Here is a 16531-nt window from a genome sequence, read left to right as displayed (position 1 = left end):
AGAAGAAATCTCATTTGGAACGCTATGTTTAATACAGTTTGAGAGATGATTATGCTTCGTAACTCAATGGGAAGCGGCGCTATGCTCACAGAGTTTCTTAACGCTCATACGGATGATGCTTCGTTCTTCTTTAGCTCACCCACTGTGACGTTGCTTACTCAAGGCATTGCTGCAGAATTTACCCAACAAGTCAGATTCTCAGAGTTAGATACTCACATCAGCCAATTACTTGAATCTGCGAAGGAAGAGGGGAATGAGAACCCGATTGCCGTTGGTGTGATCCCATTTTCTGAACACAATCCGGTGCACTTTATTGTCCCAGAACGTCTTATCACGACGTCACCGATCAGACCGGATAAAATCTCTGATGTCGATGGCTTTGCCGATTGTCCTCCATCATCCATTCAACCTATTCCAGAACCAAGCGACTACAAACGTAGTGTCGAACTGGCAGCAAAGCAATGCCAACGAGAAGACGCTGAACTCGACAAAGTGGTGTTATCACGCACCATGCAAGTGGATACGGAAGAAGAGATTGATCGCGCGCGCTTTTTGAAAACCTTACTGAAGCAGAATCCCGGTGGTTACACATTTTCAACCCGCATTGGTGGCTGTCAGTCTGATGCTTACTTGATGGGATCGAGCCCTGAGCTTCTTGTTTCTCGTAAGGGGCCACATGTTTGCTCTAATCCTTTGGCGGGGTCTCGTCGACGTAGCGAAAACGCTTCAATGAATCAACAACAAGGCGAGCTGATGATGGAGAGTGCAAAAGATCTTCATGAGCACGCTGTGGTAGTGGATGCTGTTGAAAAAGCGCTACAACCTTGGTGTCATAATTTGTACGTGCCAATGGTGCCGTCAGTGATTGAAACCAAAGCCATGTTGCACTTATCAACCCGAATCGAAGGCACAGTGTCTGATGCCAACACGAGTGTGCTTAAGTTGGCAAGTGCACTCCACCCAACCCCCGCCGTGTGCGGCTATCCTACTGCTCAAGCTTACGATTTCATCAGCAATGTTGAGCCCTTTGACCGAGGTTACTTCACCGGACTTGTCGGTTGGGTTGATGCTCGTGGCAATGGCGAATGGGTGGTGGTTATTCGTTGCGCCGAGGTAGAGAAAAAACGTCTCCGAGTTTATGCCGGAGCAGGCATTGTTGCCGGATCTGAGCCGCAAAGTGAGCTCGAAGAAACGGGTAACAAGATGCGCACTGTGCTTAATGCGTTAGGTATTGAGATCCGCGAAAATATGGAGGTGGTGCAATGAGCTGCCAAGCCATGAAAGTGTCAGGATTTACGCCTTGGCCAGAAGCGCGAGCAGAGCAATATCGTCAAGCCGGCTTTTGGACAGATCAAACTATCCCGCAAATGTTGCAAGCGAGTGCAAACCAATTTCCAAATCAGACTGCGTTAGTCGAAGGCGAACGTCAGTGGACGTATCAATCCCTAGTGGAACAAGTTGATCAGCTTGCTGCAGGGTTCCAAGCCAACCTAAATCTCAAGCCGGGTGATAAAGCGGTATTGCATTTACCTAATATCGGCGAATTCTATCTGAGTTTTTTCGCGTTACTCAAAATTGGTGTTCAGCCGATTCTGGCACTACCCGCGCACCGTTACTCGGAGATTCGATACTTTTGTCACTTTACTGAGGCAAAAGCGCTGATTACCGCTCCTCAAATGGGGGTAAATACCGCAGAGATTGCCCAGCAAGTTGCGGTTGAGCTACCGAGCTTAAAGCATATCGTTTGGGCGGGTGAAAGGAGCTTAATGCCTATCGGTGGTAAACAGCTAAAAAGCTTGTTTTTAATGGATGCTGAGTTGAGCGAGAAGCAGGGTGAAGACTTCGCGTTTTTCCAACTATCAGGTGGAACGACGGGAACGCCAAAACTGATCCCTCGCACTCACACCGATTACCTCTACAGCGTTCGCGCCAGTAACGAGGTTTGTCAGTTCTCTGATCAAACTCGGTATCTTTGTGTCTTGCCCGCTGCGCATAACTTCCCGCTTAGTTCGCCAGGCGCGTTAGGTTGCTTAATGGCTGGTGGCACAGTGGTTCTCGCGCCGGATGCTACGCCTCAAACCGCTTTTGACTTGATTGAGAAACATCAAATCACTGTGGCGGCTTTAGTCCCACCGTTAGCTTTATTGTGGCTTGATGAAGCGGGTCGCACTCAGCATGACATTCGTTCACTGGAAGTTCTGCAAGTGGGCGGGGCGCGCTTTAGTGAAGAGGCCGCAAAACGCGTCAAACCGGAACTTGGTTGTACGTTGCAGCAAGTATTTGGCATGGCAGAAGGGCTAGTGAACTACACCCGTTTAGATGATCCAGAGTCTGAAATCATTTCTACTCAAGGCCGTCCGATGTCTTCTGCGGACGAGTTGTTAATCCTTGATGAAATGGGCAATCCAGTTCCACAAGGAACAGAAGGCATCTTGTTTGTTCGAGGGCCTTACACCATTCAAGGTTACTACCAAGCACCAGAACACAATCAACGTTCATTCAACGAGCAAGGTTACTACCGTACTGGTGATATTGTTGTGCTGACAGAACTGGGCAACTTACAGGTGGTCGGGCGTGACAAAGACCAGATCAATCGTGGTGGAGAAAAGATTGCTGCTGAAGAGGTAGAGAACCACTTACTTGCACACGATTCGGTGCACGATGCTGCGGTGATTGCGATTCCTGATGATTACCTTGGTGAGCGCAGCTGTGCAGCCTTGGTTTGCCCAGAACAAAATCCCAAGCCGATTGAAATCAAACGCTTTCTAAGAGGCCGCGGACTTGCTGATTTTAAGATTCCCGATCGGGTGATTTTTGTTGATGTGTTGCCTAAAACGCCGGTTGGCAAAATCAATAAAAACAAACTTCTAGAACTCGTTTAACTGACTCTGCGTCGCCAACAACGTTTTGGCGTGCCGAGCTATTTTTGAATATTTTGGAGAAAAGCCCAATGGCCATTCCATCTATCTCTGGTTATCCGTTATCCAAAGTGATTCCAGAAAACCGCGTTAACTGGTCTGTAGACCCACAACGCGCTGTGTTGTTGATTCATGACATGCAGCAATACTTCCTTAACTTCTACGATGTGGAAAGCGAGCTGATCCAAACGCTGACTCGCAACATTCAAACCATCAAACAGACGTGTATTGATGCCGGTATCCCCGTGGTTTACACCGCGCAGCCCGGTGACCAAAAACAAGAAGATCGCGCGTTGTTGACCGACTTCTGGGGACCTGGTTTAAAAGCGGATGACAGCATTACACGCATCTTTCCTGCACTTGCACCAACCGAGCAAGACATTGTTTACACCAAGTGGCGCTACAGTGCATTCCAGCGCACCCCACTCAAAGCCATGATGGATGAAACAGGTCGCGATCAGCTGATCATCGTTGGTATTTACGCGCACATTGGCTGCTTGCAAACCGCTGCAGAAGCTTTCATGACCGATATCCAAGCCTTCATGGTGTCTGATGCGGTGGCGGACTTCTCTGAAAGCGATCACGAAATGGCACTCAACTACGTTGCAGGTCGATGTGGTTATGTTCTGGATAAGCAGCAATTGCTTTCTCAAGTCGAGAGCGCCAACGAATTCGCTGCTGGTGATTACAGCATTCCTCAATCTCAACAGCACCTTACCCAGCAATTAGCCGCGCTACTAGAAGTTCCGGTTGATGAAATGACGCCTGATGACAGCTTGCTCGATTTTGGTTTGGATTCGGTGCGCATGATGTCGCTGGTGGGCGATTGGCAACAAGCGGGACTGGATGTGAGTTTTATGGAACTTGCCGCCAAACCCAGTTTGCAAGATTGGTGGCAACTGATCGAGAAGAAGCTGACTTAACAGCCCAAGAGGAAGAGTGACAAAGGAATGAACATGTACGATTTACCTTATACAGCGGAGCAACTGCTGCCGTTGACGGATGCCCAAGCAGGGATTTGGTTTGCCCAACTGCGTGACCCAGAAAACCCAATTTACAAGACAGGCGAATACCTAGTTATTGATGGCAAGGTAGACGAACCCTGCTTTGTTGAAGCCGTAAAAACCGCCATTGATGAAGTTGACTCATTACACGCTAAGTTTGTCACCACCACCGAAGGTCCTCGCATGGTGATTGATAGACAAAACTGGCAAGTAGAACGCGTCGATTTCTCGAATCACGATGCACCGCTAGATGCCGCTGTAGAATGGATGAAAGCAGAGCTAAAACAACCAGTTGATTTAGAGCAAGGCCCGTTGTTCATCATGGCTTTACTCAAACTTTCAGAAGACCAGTTTGTCTGGTTCTTATCGCTCCATCACATCGCTATTGATGGTTACAGCATGTCGTTAGTTGCAGGACGTGTGGCACATATCTACGGCCAATTGGCTAAGGGCGAGCACTTCGACAAGATCGAATTTGTTGACCAACAAGCCTTACTGAAAGAAGACGACGACTACAAAGCTTCAGAAAAATACCAAAAAGACCGTGCGTTCTATCTGCAACGTTACGCCGATCACTCAGACACGGTGAATCTCGCAGGCAAACCGACCGTCACGTCTGATCATTTCTTGCGCTTAAAAGGTGCGATGGAAGTGAGTGATTTCCAGCGTATGGAATCACTGGCAAAACAGTGTCGTACCCACTGGTATAGCGTGCTTATCGCATCCATTGCGGCTTACGTTCACCGCATGACTCGTTCTAACGAAGTCGTTCTAGGTGTACCTTTGATGGGGCGCTTGGGTTCTGTGGCGATTCAAACCCCAGCGATGCGCGTCAACATCTTGCCTGTACGCGTGAGCTTTGAACAAGGGTTGGATATCAAGACGCTGGTGAAACAGGTTAACCAAGAGTTTTCCTCAGTACGTCGTCATCAGAGCTACCGTTATGAAGAGTTGCACCGAGAGCTCAACTTGGTAAAAGACAACCGTAACCTTTTCGGTCCACTGGTCAACATTATGCCATTTGAGTATGAGCATAAATTTGGTGAGCTAACGTCAAAGGCGCACAACTTGTCAGCAGGTCCGGTAGATGACATTTCGTTCTACTGCTATGAACTCGGCGGCCAGCTTCATATCGATATGGATGCCAATCCGGAGCTGTATTCCGAGAAAGACATTCACGAGCATCAACAGCGCTTGTTCCATTTTATGAGTGACTTCTTTGCAAGCGCGCAAGCTCAAGACCCTTCGTTATGCCAAATCAGTGACGTGAATATTCTTCTCTCGGGGGAAAAAGAAAAGGTTATTGAAACTTGGAATGATACTGCGCACGACGTCCCTGAAACGACGCTAGCGGCACTGATGGCGAGACAGCGAATTCTTACCCCTCATTCACCTGCGTTGATTTTTGAAGGTCAAACGCTGAGCTATGAGCAGTTAGCAAAGAAAGTCTACTCGTTGACGAACTGGCTGACAGCGCAAGGCGTTGAATTGGGTGATCGCATTGCGGTGTGTGTACCAAGAAGCGAAGAGCTGCTCGTTGTGCAACAAGCCATTCTGGCGGCAGGGGCGGTTTATGTGCCTGTCGATCCAGATTATCCAGAAGGCCGAATCCATTACATGTTAGCGTCTTCTGCACCTAAGTTCGTCTTTTCTACCACGGCACTGCAAGACAAGTTGCCAAAAGACGTTGAGGTGAAGATAGTCGATGATGAAACGTTGCCTACCATTTACAAAGTGGTGGAGCCGTTACCACCCCAAGTTCAGCCAGAGCCTCACTCTCCGGCTTACATGATTTACACCTCTGGCTCCACAGGTAAACCAAAAGGGGTTGTGGTTACCCATGACGCTATCGTCAATCGACTGCTGTGGATGCATGACCAATACCCAATTGATGGAAAAGACCGCGTCTTGCAGAAAACGCCAGCAGGCTTTGATGTGTCTGTGTGGGAGTTCTTCTGGCCGATGATCGTTGGTTCTTGTTTAGTGGTTGCCAAACCTGATGGGCATAAAGATCCAATTTATCTTCAAGATCTTATCCAACGCGAGAAGATCACTACGCTGCACTTTGTCCCGTCTATGCTACAAATATTCGTTCAGCAAGCAGATGCTAATTTGTGCCAAAGTTTGCGCCAAGTGTTCTGTAGTGGTGAAGCATTACCTATTGAGTTAGTGAACCACTATTACCAAGAATTTAACGCTCCGCTACATAACCTGTATGGCCCAACAGAAGCCGCCGTGGATGTGACTTACTGGCCGAGTGAAGCCAATACCGAAGGTAACTCGATACCTATCGGTCGTCCGGTATGGAACACACAAATCTATATTCTTGATGATGCGCTTAACCCAGTACCACCGGGTGTGGTAGGGCACCTATACATTGCGGGTCGACAGTTAGCACAAGGCTACCACGGGCAAGAAGCGCTGACGGCAGAGCGCTTTATCGACAATCCATTTGGTCCGCAGGGCAGTCGAATGTATCTATCGGGTGATTTGGCTCGTTGGCGCGAAGATGGGGCGATTGAATACTGCGGTCGAAGTGATTTTCAGGTCAAGATCCGAGGTTTCCGGATTGAGTTGGAAGAGATCGAGAACGCCTTAGCTAATCATCCAAGTGTTGCTCAAGTTGCCGTACTGGCTCAGGAATACAGTGATGGCGACAAGCGTCTGGTCGCTTACGTTACCGCAGAGGATGCAGAGCAGGGCATCGATAGTAACGCTCTACAAAAATACCTTGCGGAACCGCTGCCAGAGTACATGGTGCCGAGTTACTTTGTTGAGCTTGAAACCTTCCCGCTAACGCCGAACGGCAAGTTGGATCGTAATGCGCTGCCTAAGCCTGATTTATCTGGCCAAGTCGGTACGAAAGGGCCAAGCAACTTGGTGGAAGAGCGCTTATGTAAGCTGTTCTGCCAGTTGCTGGAGCTGCCAGCCGTTGGTGTAGAAGATAACTTCTTTGAACTCGGCGGGCATTCATTGTTAGCCGCTCAGTTGATTGCGCATGTGAAAGAGATCATGGGTGTTGAACTGTCACTGGCCGCAGTGTTTGAGTCGCCAACCGTTTCTGGCATTGCTGCCAAGTTAAATGGTAGTGAGAGTGATGATGCGCTGAGCATTCTGTTACCGCTGCGCAAGCGTGAAGGTAAAGCGGCCATCTTCTGTGTTCACCCTGCTGGTGGTCTAAGTTGGTGTTATGCCGCGCTGACGCCAATCATCCCATCCAATGTTCCGCTTTATGGCGTGCAGGCTCGTAATCTTGGCGACCCTTCTGCACCACTGCCGAAGAGCATGAAAGAAATGGCAGAAGACTACGTGGCTGCCATTCGTGAAGAGCAACCTTTCGGTCCTTACCATCTTCTGGGGTGGTCGATTGGCGGCATGATTGTTCACTTGATGGCGGGCATCTTACAAGAGCAAGGCCAAGAAGTAGGTCTAGTAACGCTGCTGGATTCTTACCCTGCTGAGCAGTGGCAAACCATCCATCCACCGGGAGAAGAGCAAGCGCTCGGAGCACTGATCCGTATGGCCGGTGTTGAGTTTGATGAAGCGGCGCATTCAAGCATCACCAAGCCAGAGGTGATCGATATCTTGCAAGATGCAGGTTCGTCCATGGCGCACCTGAGTACCGAAACCATCACGGCCATGATTGAGGTGGTGATCAACAACAACCAGCGTGTACGCGATGCGGTGGATTACCAATATCAAGGTGACGTGCTGTTCTTCAATGCAGAGAAGCCGCCGGAAGAGGCCTTCCTTGACCGCAATGGTTGGTTCAAATACATGGATGGCGATCTCAAAGTAGTGGATGTGGCCTGTATTCACCGCGACATGATGCGCCCGGATATGCTCCGACTGATTGGTACTCACATGGTTGAAGAGTTAAGAGAGAGATTCGATGTTTGATTCATCCACTCAAGCTAAATCGAACGCTCAGTTGGAGGGGATGATTTCCCCTCTGAATTTCCTTACAACCAAACTGGCCTCTGGCTGCGTGGTAGCTATTGGTGAGGCGCATTGGTACGCCGAGCTGTTCGAACAAATGACCAGCACTCTGCTCAATCCAGAGTTGGACGGAGTCTTCTCCCACTTATTCATTGAGTTTGGCAATGCGAAGCATCAGGCATTACTCAACAATTATTTGATGGGGGAAGCGGTGACCGACGCTGAGTTGGCCGCTGTCTGGCTGGATTCTGTTGCGTTCCCAGCTTGGATGCATCCTTGTTACGGTGATTTCTTCAAACGGTTAAGAGCGGCGAACGCACAACGCAAAGTACCGATCAAAGTCGTGCTGACGGAGCCTTCTTTCCACTGGCAAGACATTACCCATGCCGGAGAGTTGGTCAAGCTCAATGCTCAGCGCGATCAAGCGCTAGTCGAAGGGGTCGAAAAGCAGTTTGCTAAGAACGAGCAGGGAGTCGTCGTTTTAGTTGGTGCGAGACACATCCTAAAGCGTTCTCCTACGTTAGGTTTTATGTCTAAACACAAGACATTTGGCGATCTGGCGAAACAGAAGTTCGCTGATCGCTACGTGTCCGTGTGGCCACACATTTTACCGACTGACCTCGATGAGACGCAGCATGGTATCTATGCCACCACTCAACCGCAACTGAATAAAAAATCGTTCCTTGATTTGATCCCGAAGAAGCCACCAGTTAACCCTTACGCGTTTATCTCACTGGATAAACTGGTGGATGCTTATTGGTATTTAGGACCACAAAGCCGTCAGCTCGATGCACAAGGTGTGAGTGTGCCGCAAATGTGGAAATCACGTTTGGAACAACGACTGCCGCTGGTCAACGAGCGGCAGCAGATGGTGATCAAAAAGGTCATCGAACAAAAAACTTAAACAGATTCATCAGGAAAAGTAGCACAGCGAGAAAACGTATTGCTGGTCAAAGCAGTAGTAACCATGAAACCCGAGATTCGGTAATTTTTCGCGTAATGCGACTTGGTTGCGGCCAATCAGCTCAAAACGAAATTGCCCCGAATATTCGGTCGTTGGCTCTAACGTAATTTGTGCATCAAGAAAGTCGAAGTACATCTGAACAAAAGGAAAGCAGCACTTAAAAAGGCTTTCTTTGATGCTGAAGATAAGCGTATCGGGGATGTTGCTCGTGCTTGCAAGCAATTGCTGCTCATCACGGGTGTAGACCGTTGCAAAGAGGTGAGAGGCAAGCGGATTGTTGGTTTCAATATCGATGCCCAAGCTCGCGATGTGGTTTTTTAGCGCGCAAGCCGCAAGGCAAATGTTATCCGTGTGGCTGATGCTACCACTGATGGTCGCGGGAAATAGAGGCTCTCTGGTATTGCCAGACAAAATCGGCACATTCGCATCATTGCTGGTTGATGGTATGAGTTTCTTGATCGCGGAGCGGGCAGCATGGCGACCTGCTCTGAATTCTTGTTGGCGTTTCGTTACCGCCTTTTGGATGAGTTTTTCTTCCTCGGGAAAGCCGTTTTGGCAATACATGTCCGCAGTGGCTTTCACGATGTAAACCTTTGGACTTAGACCTTCTAAGTGAAGACAGACAGGGGGAAGGGAATTACCTAGCTCTTTGTTTTTCAATGGCGTCACTTTGCAATGAGTTGCAGTTCAAAAATATAACTTAGCTCAAAATTGAATGTTAATACGAATAATAATAATTGTTATTTATACATTCGTTCTTTACAGTTTGCGAGCTCAAATTATTTATAAAATAGATATAAGGAAATGCAGTGAAAAGTTTAGTTAACAAGCCCACGTTTATGCCTTCTGTGCTGACAGGTGCACTTTTGACAGCGCTTAGCGGTCAGGTAATTGCAGACGACAAAGAAGAAGTCGTAGCAATGGAGCGCATGGTGGTAACCGCGTCTCTTACTCAACACTCTGAGTTGACTGCACCCGCATCGGTGTCGGTCATTACCGCAGAAGATATTGCGAAGATGCCGGTGAAAGACATCTCAGAAGCGGTACGTAGTGCAACGGGTGTCAGTGTATTGAGCAGCACCGCTTATGGTCGTAACACTATTCGTATTCGTGGTCTGGATTCTAAGCACACCTTGGTTCTCATTAATGGTCGCCGTATCAACTCTCAAGATGCGCTGATCCGAGGTAACGATTTCGATCTATCGAGTATTCCTCTTACCGCGATTCAACGTATTGAAGTCGTGCGTGGCCCGGTATCGTCTCTGTATGGTTCAGAAGCGATGGGTGGCGTGGTGAACGTTATTCTGAAGTCACCGACCGAAGAGCTATCTGGCTCGGTTGGTCTTGAATACGAGAGCATCCTTGAAGGTGATGGCGGTGATGGTTTGAAAGGTCACGCCTACGCAAGTGGCACGCTGACGGAAAATGTCGAAGGCAGCATCATTGTTGAAAGCTCTGCTCGTGACCCATGGCGTACCGACACTAACCCAGATTTCGATGCATTAGAGCAGAAAGACACCACCAATGTTTTTGGTGAGCTTGCTTGGCAATTGACGGAAGAACAACGCCTGATCGCGGATGTGATTTACACCAACGATGAGCGTGAAGCGGATTGGGTTCATCCTCGTTCAGGCCCACAAACGAACACTCAAGACTCAACTCGTTGGAATTACGGCCTGACCCATGAAGGTGCTTGGGATACGGTTGATTCACAAGTGCGTTTATACGGCGAAAACATGCAGCTGGATGACGCAAGTACGGCGTATACCAATGGTGCAGCAGACGCTGAGCTACAAAACAACACACTTGATTTTAAACTCTCTGGTTTGTGGCGTGACTCGCACGAGTGGGTATTCGGTGGTGAATACCGTACTTCCGAGCTGAAAAACAGTCGCGATGTGCCTTCTGGTGACATCGATAACTACCAAGGTGCGGTGTTCGTTCAAGGGGAGTTTGACCTAGATAAGTTGGCGTTGACACTGGGTGGTCGTCAAGACTTCCATGAAGTGTATGGTAGCCACTTCAGTCCACGTGCTTACGCGGTTTACAGCTTCACTGATGAGTTTGTATTGAAAGGCGGCGCTGGTGGCGGTTTCCGTGCTCCGGGCATGATGGAAAGCAGTGACCAAGTTCGCGTGATCAGCTGTGGTAACCGTTGTTGGTTAACCGGTAATGATGATTTGAAACCGGAAGAGTCAGAAAGCTACGAAGCTGGCCTAGCGTACGAATCGACGTCTATGGGCTTGGGTTTGATGTACTACTACACAGACTTGAAAAACAAGATCGAACGTGACTTAACTCAGGTTGTTGGTATGGATGGTCCAATGCCTATCTTCACTTACCAAAACATCGGTAAAGCAGAAATCAAAGGTATCGAGCTAGAAGGTTGGTACGACATTACCGACAGCATCAATCTTAAAGGTAACTACACCTACACGGATGCAAAAGACAAGAGCACGGGTGATACGCTAACACAAACTCCAGAGCATTTGGCGAATCTTGATGTTAACTGGGAAGTGTTTGATTCATTCACCACCTTTGCTCGCGTCAACTACATTGGCGAACAGGTGATCACGAACCAAAGCCGTGAAAACGTAACAGTCGATGGTTACACGCTAGTCGGTCTGGGTGTGGCTTATGACTTCCAACAGCTAAACCTGAAAGCGGGTTTGAACAATATCTTTGATGTTGAGTTGGATGACGAAGACGATTACTACGGATACTCAGAGAAAGGTCGCAGCGCTTACGTAAGTGCAACGTACCTGTTCTAACTGAGCTCTTAAATGTAATGAGTTAAAAATAGCCTCCGTATAGAGGCTATTTTTTCGTTTCTAGCAAATGATCTTTAGTATTCAGCTTCGAGTGCTGTGGCCATTTCGGTTACTTTTACCTGAACGATACGATTGCTCTTCACGTGCAGTATTTCGAATCGCCAATGCTGATACTCAACAGTTTCGCCTTGAGTTGGCACCCGTCCGATTAACCACGTCAAAAAGCCGTTTAAGGTTTGAAAACCTTCGCTCTCTTCACCTTCAATGGTATTGAGCTCAAGCTTGTATTTCAGCTCGTTAAGTGGGATGAGCGCATCCATCAACCAACTGTCATCTTTTTGCTTTTTCGCCCAGACATGCTGAGGTGCCATACCTAATTCACCGGCGATGGATTTGAGTAAATCGTGGTGTGTCACCAAGCCTTGTACATCACCATATTCATCGACAATGAAGACCATCTCTGTACTGGTTTGCTGCATGTAATTGAGCAGCGGTAAGCCTTTCATCGACTCTGGTACAAAGCGTGAACGTTTGAGCAACTTGGCCAAGCGAGAAATTGACAGCTCGTCATATTCATCCAACAAGACCTTGGAAGAAATTGTACCGATGATGTTATCCAGCCCGCCTTTACACACTGGCCAAACGGAATGCTGCGTTTGGCGCAAGTTTCTGAGCGTTTCTTCAAGGGGTAAATCGAGGTCGAGGTAATGCATATCGCAGCGAGGTGTCATTAGCGAGAGTGCAAGGCGATCATTAAGGTGCAGTAAATTGCGAATCATCAGTTGTTCTTGCGGTTCGATAGCGCCGCATTCGGAGCCTTCGCTCATCACGGCAAAAATGTCTTCCTCTGTGACGACTTCCCCAGTGTTGTTCTGACGCAATAGCTTGAGTAAAGCATCGGTCGATAAGGTCAGCAATAGAACAAACGGCGTGGTCAGTTTGGCTAACCAATGAATAGGGTAGGCAACGATAACGGCAATGCGCTCGGCATTGTTCTGAGCAAAGCGTTTTGGGACCAATTCGCCTATCACAATGGCGAAGTAGGTGATGACGACAACGACAATCGCGGTTGCGAGTACAGTGGCAACTTCGCGCTCAATACCTTGAGTCACGAGCCAGTGTTCAAACGGAACTGAGAGCGTAGCTTCACCAAAGATACCGCTAAGGATACCGATCACTGTGATGCCGATTTGAATAGTTGAGAGGAATTGCGTGGGATTGTTTTTCAGTTGTAGAGCGAGGCGGGCAGAAGCGCTGTGTTCGGCAAACTTTTTCAGTCGGCCGCTTTTGGCGGTGACTAACGCAATCTCAGACATGGCAAACACGCCATTGAGAGCGATTAATCCAACCAGTAATAAAATGTCCATGAAGTTTTCCAGTGATGCACACGCTAGCAGCATAACGAGCTTTGCAGGAGAGAAACGTGAAGTGGCGAATAATTCATCACGCTGTAACAATGAAATACGTGATGAAAAGGATAGAATTTGATTGTCGAACCTACAGTTGCCTGCGCGATGATTGATTCTGTTACTTAGGGCGGATTCTGATACACTACGCGCCCATTTCTTCGTTGAGACGTTTCTATGCCATTTTCTAAGCTTGGTTTAAGCGCTCCTATCACAGATGCTGTGAAGGCGCTGGGTTATGAAAAACCGACTTCTATCCAACAAAAAGCCATTCCAATTGTTCTGCGTGGTAGCAACCTGATTGCCGCAGCACAAACCGGTACGGGTAAAACTGCCAGCTTTGTATTGCCAATCTTAGAAAAACTGAGCCAAGGTGAAACGCAACGTAAGAAGCGTGCACGTGCGATCATCCTAACGCCAACACGCGAGCTTGCACTTCAAGTACACCAAAGCATTGAAGCTTACGGTAGGAACTTGCCTTTGCGTTCAATGGCGATGTTTGGTGGTGTGGATTACGCACCGCAAAAACAAGCGCTGATTGAAGGTGTCGATATCGTGGTGAGCACGCCGGGACGTTTGATTGACCTATACGGCCAACGCGCGATCCATTTTGATGAAGTAGAAATGCTGGTTCTGGACGAAGCCGACAAAATGTTGGATATGGGCTTCATCGATTCAATCGATAAGATCGTCGATTGCATGCCAGAAGACATTCAGAGCTTGTTGTTCTCTGCGACGCTATCTAACCCAGTGCGTGATTTGGCAAAGAACGCGATTGTCGATCCTGAAGAAATTTCGATTGCGAAACACAGCGCATCGAAATCAAACATCAAGCAATGGATCACCACGGTTGATAAAGACATGAAGTCTTCACTATTAAGCCACATGCTGAACGAGAACGACTGGTCACAAGTATTAGTATTCATCGAAACTAAGCACGGTGCAGCGAAACTGGTTACTCAGTTAGAGAAGCGCGGCATTGTGGCAGAAGCGTTCCACAGTGGTCGTAACCAACGCGTTCGCCAAGAGCTGATTGAACAGTTTAAAGCGGGTGAAATTCAATACTTGGTTGCAACGGGTGTTGCGGCACGCGGTATCGATATCGACAACTTGCCAGTGGTGATCAACTACGATTTGCCGTTCCCAGCAGATGAATACGTACACCGCATTGGTCGTACTGGCCGTGCTGGCGCTCAGGGTGAAGCGATCTCTTTGGTATCGAAAGATGACTTCAAAAACCTGTGCATGATTGAAAGCCGTCTTGGTCATTTGCTAGAGCGTGTAGAAATTGAAGGTTTTGCACCAAGAAAACCAGTGCCGATTTCTATCTTGAACTACGTGCCGAAGAACAAACGTAAACCGCAAGATCAGCGTCCTCGTCGTGACAACGGTGATAAGCGCAACGCGAAGTAATTACGCTTGAACCCTAGCGTATAAACTTGAATAAAAAAGAAGCCGCATTTGAATGCGGCTTCTTTGTTTTTCGCTTTAGTATTTAGTGCAGTTCAGTTTAGCTCGCCTTAGCTTTGGCTAAACGTTGTTGAACATACTGAGGCTCAGTGCGCATGCCCACCACCAAGCTCACACACATCACTAATAGAATGATGGTGAAAGGTAAGCCAGTTGAAATCGTACCTGCTTGCAGGGCTTGAATCGCTTCTGTCCCGCCAATCCAAAGTAGCACCGCTGCAATTGCACCTTCTACGCTTGCCCAGAAAATACGTTGTGGAACGGGCGCATCTACTTTACCGCCAGCGGTAATGCTATCAACAACCAGTGATGCAGAGTCTGAAGACGTGATAAAGAACACCATGATCAAAACGATAGAGATAACCGATAACACAGTGCTCATTGGCATCGCTTCGTACGCGTAGAACAGAGACAGCGTAATGTCTGTTAGGCCGTTTGTGCCTAGCTCACCGACTTTATTCATGACTTGCTCAATCGCGATGCCGCCAAATGCTGACATCCAAATCAGAGTAATAGTGGTTGGAATCAAGATAACTGCGGTAATGAACTCGCGAACGGTACGACCTTTAGATACGCGCGCAATAAACATACCGACACATGGTGACCATGAAATCCACCACGCCCAGTAGAATACCGTCCAGCCGTGCATCCAAGCTTCGTCTTCACGACCGTAAGGGTTGCTCAGTGGAAGAATGTTTTCTACGTATCCCATCAATGTGGTTGGGATCGTGCTCAACGCTGCGGCAAGGCCAGCCAGAATCACGAACACAAGCAGAGCAAATGCGACGGTTAGATTGATGTTACTCAACACTTTCACGCCGCCATCAATACCGCGTACAACTGAGAAAATTGCCAGAGTGGTTACGAAGGCAATGACCGCCAACTGCATACCCAAGCCACTTTCGATACCAAATACATGGCCTAAACCACTTGCCGCTTGCTGTGCACCCAGACCAAGAGAAGTCGCAAGGCCGAACAAGGTTGCCAGTACGGCCAACACATCGATCACGTGACCAAACCAACCCCAAGTGCGATCGCCTAAAATAGGGTAGAACACAGAGCGAATAGACAGCGGCAAACCTTTGTTAAAGGCGAAGAAGGCCATAGAAAGTGCAACTACTGCGTAAATTGCCCAAGGGTGTAGACCCCAGTGGAACATGGTTGCGCCTAACGCGACTTGTTTGGCTTCTTCGGTAAATGGCGTTACGCCAAGTGGTGTTTCATACCAACCAGTGAAGTAGGCTACTGGCTCTGCGACGCCCCAAAACATCAAACCGATACCCATGCCCGCGGCAAACAACATCGCAATCCACGAGATGTTCGAGTGCTCAGGTTTGGCATCTTCACCGCCAATACGGATCTTACCAAAAGGAGAAAAAACAAGGCCGATACAGAAGATCAGAAAGATATTGCCAGCCCACATGAAGAGATCATCAAAAGAACCGATGATCTGCCATTTGACGCCATCAAGAGCGGCTTTTGCTGTGGCAGGATCGACTAAAAGAAGTGCGATTAAAAAAACGATGATCAGACCCGCGCTAGTACCAAAAACAGGGTTGTGAACATCAAATCCCCATTTTTGTACGTTGTCTTGGCCGACCGTATAGTCAGTATTCTCGATACTGTACTTATCCTTAGTTGTAGACATCATCCCTCTCAAACTACTTAGAGTACAAACTAATTTGTCGGCGCGCACTATAACAAAACTCAGATTAAATGGCTAATTTGCTGATTAATAGATCAGTAATGTCAGTTTTTATGCATATAAAAAGCAAAGAACACGAAATAATTTTTGGTGTGGATAAGCAAGTGATGCAAATCATTTGTCAAAAAAATGCATCGATAAATTTGTCGATAAGTGAAGTGTGAAGTCCGTGGCTATTCTTTTGATTTAATTGCCAATAATCAGGAAAACTTGAGAGATGTGTCTTACGCTTTACACAGATCGTACGCGAAGGTTTGAGTTAGGGTTTTGTCAATTTTTTGTCGTCTTGTTTGCAGATGATGAGGAATAGGCGCAGACTTTCGCGCCTGCTATTCAACGCATAAATGAGGCACG

At 47.9% G+C, this 16531-nt stretch carries 10 protein-coding genes; 7 read left to right on the top strand and 3 right to left on the bottom strand.

What is annotated here, in order from left to right:
* Positions 1 to 45: 45 nt before the first annotated feature.
* The 5 genes from ACLIIY_RS10490 to ACLIIY_RS10470 all read left to right on the top strand — a co-directional run bounded on the left by ACLIIY_RS10490 (position 46) and on the right by ACLIIY_RS10470 (position 8765).
* Positions 46 to 1266, top strand: coding sequence for an isochorismate synthase (locus ACLIIY_RS10490; protein WP_434527577.1), 1221 nt, complete (start codon positions 46 to 48; stop codon positions 1264 to 1266).
* Positions 1263 to 2882, top strand: coding sequence for a (2,3-dihydroxybenzoyl)adenylate synthase (locus ACLIIY_RS10485; RefSeq protein WP_434527576.1), 1620 nt, complete (start codon positions 1263 to 1265; stop codon positions 2880 to 2882). Before ACLIIY_RS10490 ends, ACLIIY_RS10485 begins: the two co-directional genes overlap by 4 nt.
* Before the next feature lie 68 nt (positions 2883 to 2950).
* Positions 2951 to 3841 (top strand): isochorismatase family protein, encoded by an 891-nt coding sequence (locus tag ACLIIY_RS10480; protein WP_122067941.1) that lies wholly within the window; start codon positions 2951 to 2953, stop codon positions 3839 to 3841.
* A 33-nt stretch (positions 3842 to 3874) separates the two neighbouring features.
* Positions 3875 to 7822, top strand: a complete 3948-nt coding sequence (locus ACLIIY_RS10475; protein WP_434527575.1) for an enterobactin synthase subunit F — start codon at positions 3875 to 3877, stop codon at positions 7820 to 7822.
* A complete protein-coding gene (locus ACLIIY_RS10470; RefSeq protein WP_434527574.1) occupies positions 7815 to 8765 on the top strand; it encodes a hypothetical protein in 951 nt (316 codons plus the stop codon). Before ACLIIY_RS10475 ends, ACLIIY_RS10470 begins: the two co-directional genes overlap by 8 nt.
* Positions 8766 to 8774: 9 nt before the next feature.
* Here ACLIIY_RS10470 and ACLIIY_RS10465 read toward each other — a convergent pair whose 3' ends face one another.
* A complete protein-coding gene (locus ACLIIY_RS10465) occupies positions 8775 to 9407 on the bottom strand; it encodes a 4'-phosphopantetheinyl transferase family protein (protein ID WP_102778436.1) in 633 nt (210 codons plus the stop codon).
* Between the two features lie 227 nt (positions 9408 to 9634).
* On the opposite strand from ACLIIY_RS10465, the gene ACLIIY_RS10460 reads away from it, so the two are divergent.
* Positions 9635 to 11596 carry a TonB-dependent receptor domain-containing protein gene (locus ACLIIY_RS10460; RefSeq protein ID WP_434527573.1) on the top strand — a complete coding sequence of 654 codons (1962 nt, stop codon included), beginning with the start codon at positions 9635 to 9637 and terminating at the stop codon, positions 11594 to 11596.
* A gap of 74 nt (positions 11597 to 11670) precedes the next feature.
* On the opposite strand, the gene ACLIIY_RS10455 is transcribed toward ACLIIY_RS10460, so the two are convergent.
* Entirely contained in the window at positions 11671 to 12996 is a 1326-nt protein-coding gene (locus tag ACLIIY_RS10455; protein ID WP_334435234.1) for a hemolysin family protein, read from the bottom strand.
* A gap of 183 nt (positions 12997 to 13179) precedes the next feature.
* Here ACLIIY_RS10455 and ACLIIY_RS10450 point away from each other — a divergent pair, with 183 nt between their 5' ends.
* On the top strand, positions 13180 to 14415 hold the full coding sequence (locus ACLIIY_RS10450) for a DEAD/DEAH box helicase (protein WP_078607711.1): 1236 nt from the start codon (positions 13180 to 13182) through the stop codon (positions 14413 to 14415).
* A gap of 97 nt (positions 14416 to 14512) precedes the next feature.
* Here the strand turns inward: ACLIIY_RS10450 and ACLIIY_RS10445 are convergent, their stop codons facing one another.
* Complete coding sequence (locus ACLIIY_RS10445; protein ID WP_434527572.1) at positions 14513 to 16120, bottom strand: BCCT family transporter; 1608 nt, start codon at positions 16118 to 16120, stop codon at positions 14513 to 14515.
* Between the last annotated feature and the right edge of the window lie 411 nt (positions 16121 to 16531).

Origin of the sequence: Vibrio sp. K4, assembly GCF_051122595.1 — a bacterium.
GTDB classification, from domain to species: domain Bacteria; phylum Pseudomonadota; class Gammaproteobacteria; order Enterobacterales; family Vibrionaceae; genus Vibrio; species Vibrio owensii.
The sequence above is the reverse complement of the archived record's forward strand: the minus strand, read 5'-3'. Positions and strand labels throughout refer to the sequence as shown.

What these genes read in the sequence shown, in the direction of transcription:
- ACLIIY_RS10490 (WP_434527577.1), top strand. Translation starts at nt 46, where the DNA reads ATGATTATGCTTCGTAACTCAATGGGAAGCGGCGCTATGCTCACAGAG.
- ACLIIY_RS10445 (WP_434527572.1), bottom strand. Translation starts at nt 16,120, where the DNA reads ATGTCTACAACTAAGGATAAGTACAGTATCGAGAATACTGACTATACG.
- ACLIIY_RS10470 (WP_434527574.1), top strand. Translation starts at nt 7,815, where the DNA reads ATGTTTGATTCATCCACTCAAGCTAAATCGAACGCTCAGTTGGAGGGG.
- ACLIIY_RS10480 (WP_122067941.1), top strand. Translation starts at nt 2,951, where the DNA reads ATGGCCATTCCATCTATCTCTGGTTATCCGTTATCCAAAGTGATTCCA.
- ACLIIY_RS10485 (WP_434527576.1), top strand. Translation starts at nt 1,263, where the DNA reads ATGAGCTGCCAAGCCATGAAAGTGTCAGGATTTACGCCTTGGCCAGAA.
- ACLIIY_RS10455 (WP_334435234.1), bottom strand. Translation starts at nt 12,996, where the DNA reads ATGCTGCTAGCGTGTGCATCACTGGAAAACTTCATGGACATTTTATTA.
- ACLIIY_RS10450 (WP_078607711.1), top strand. Translation starts at nt 13,180, where the DNA reads ATGCCATTTTCTAAGCTTGGTTTAAGCGCTCCTATCACAGATGCTGTG.
- ACLIIY_RS10475 (WP_434527575.1), top strand. Translation starts at nt 3,875, where the DNA reads ATGTACGATTTACCTTATACAGCGGAGCAACTGCTGCCGTTGACGGAT.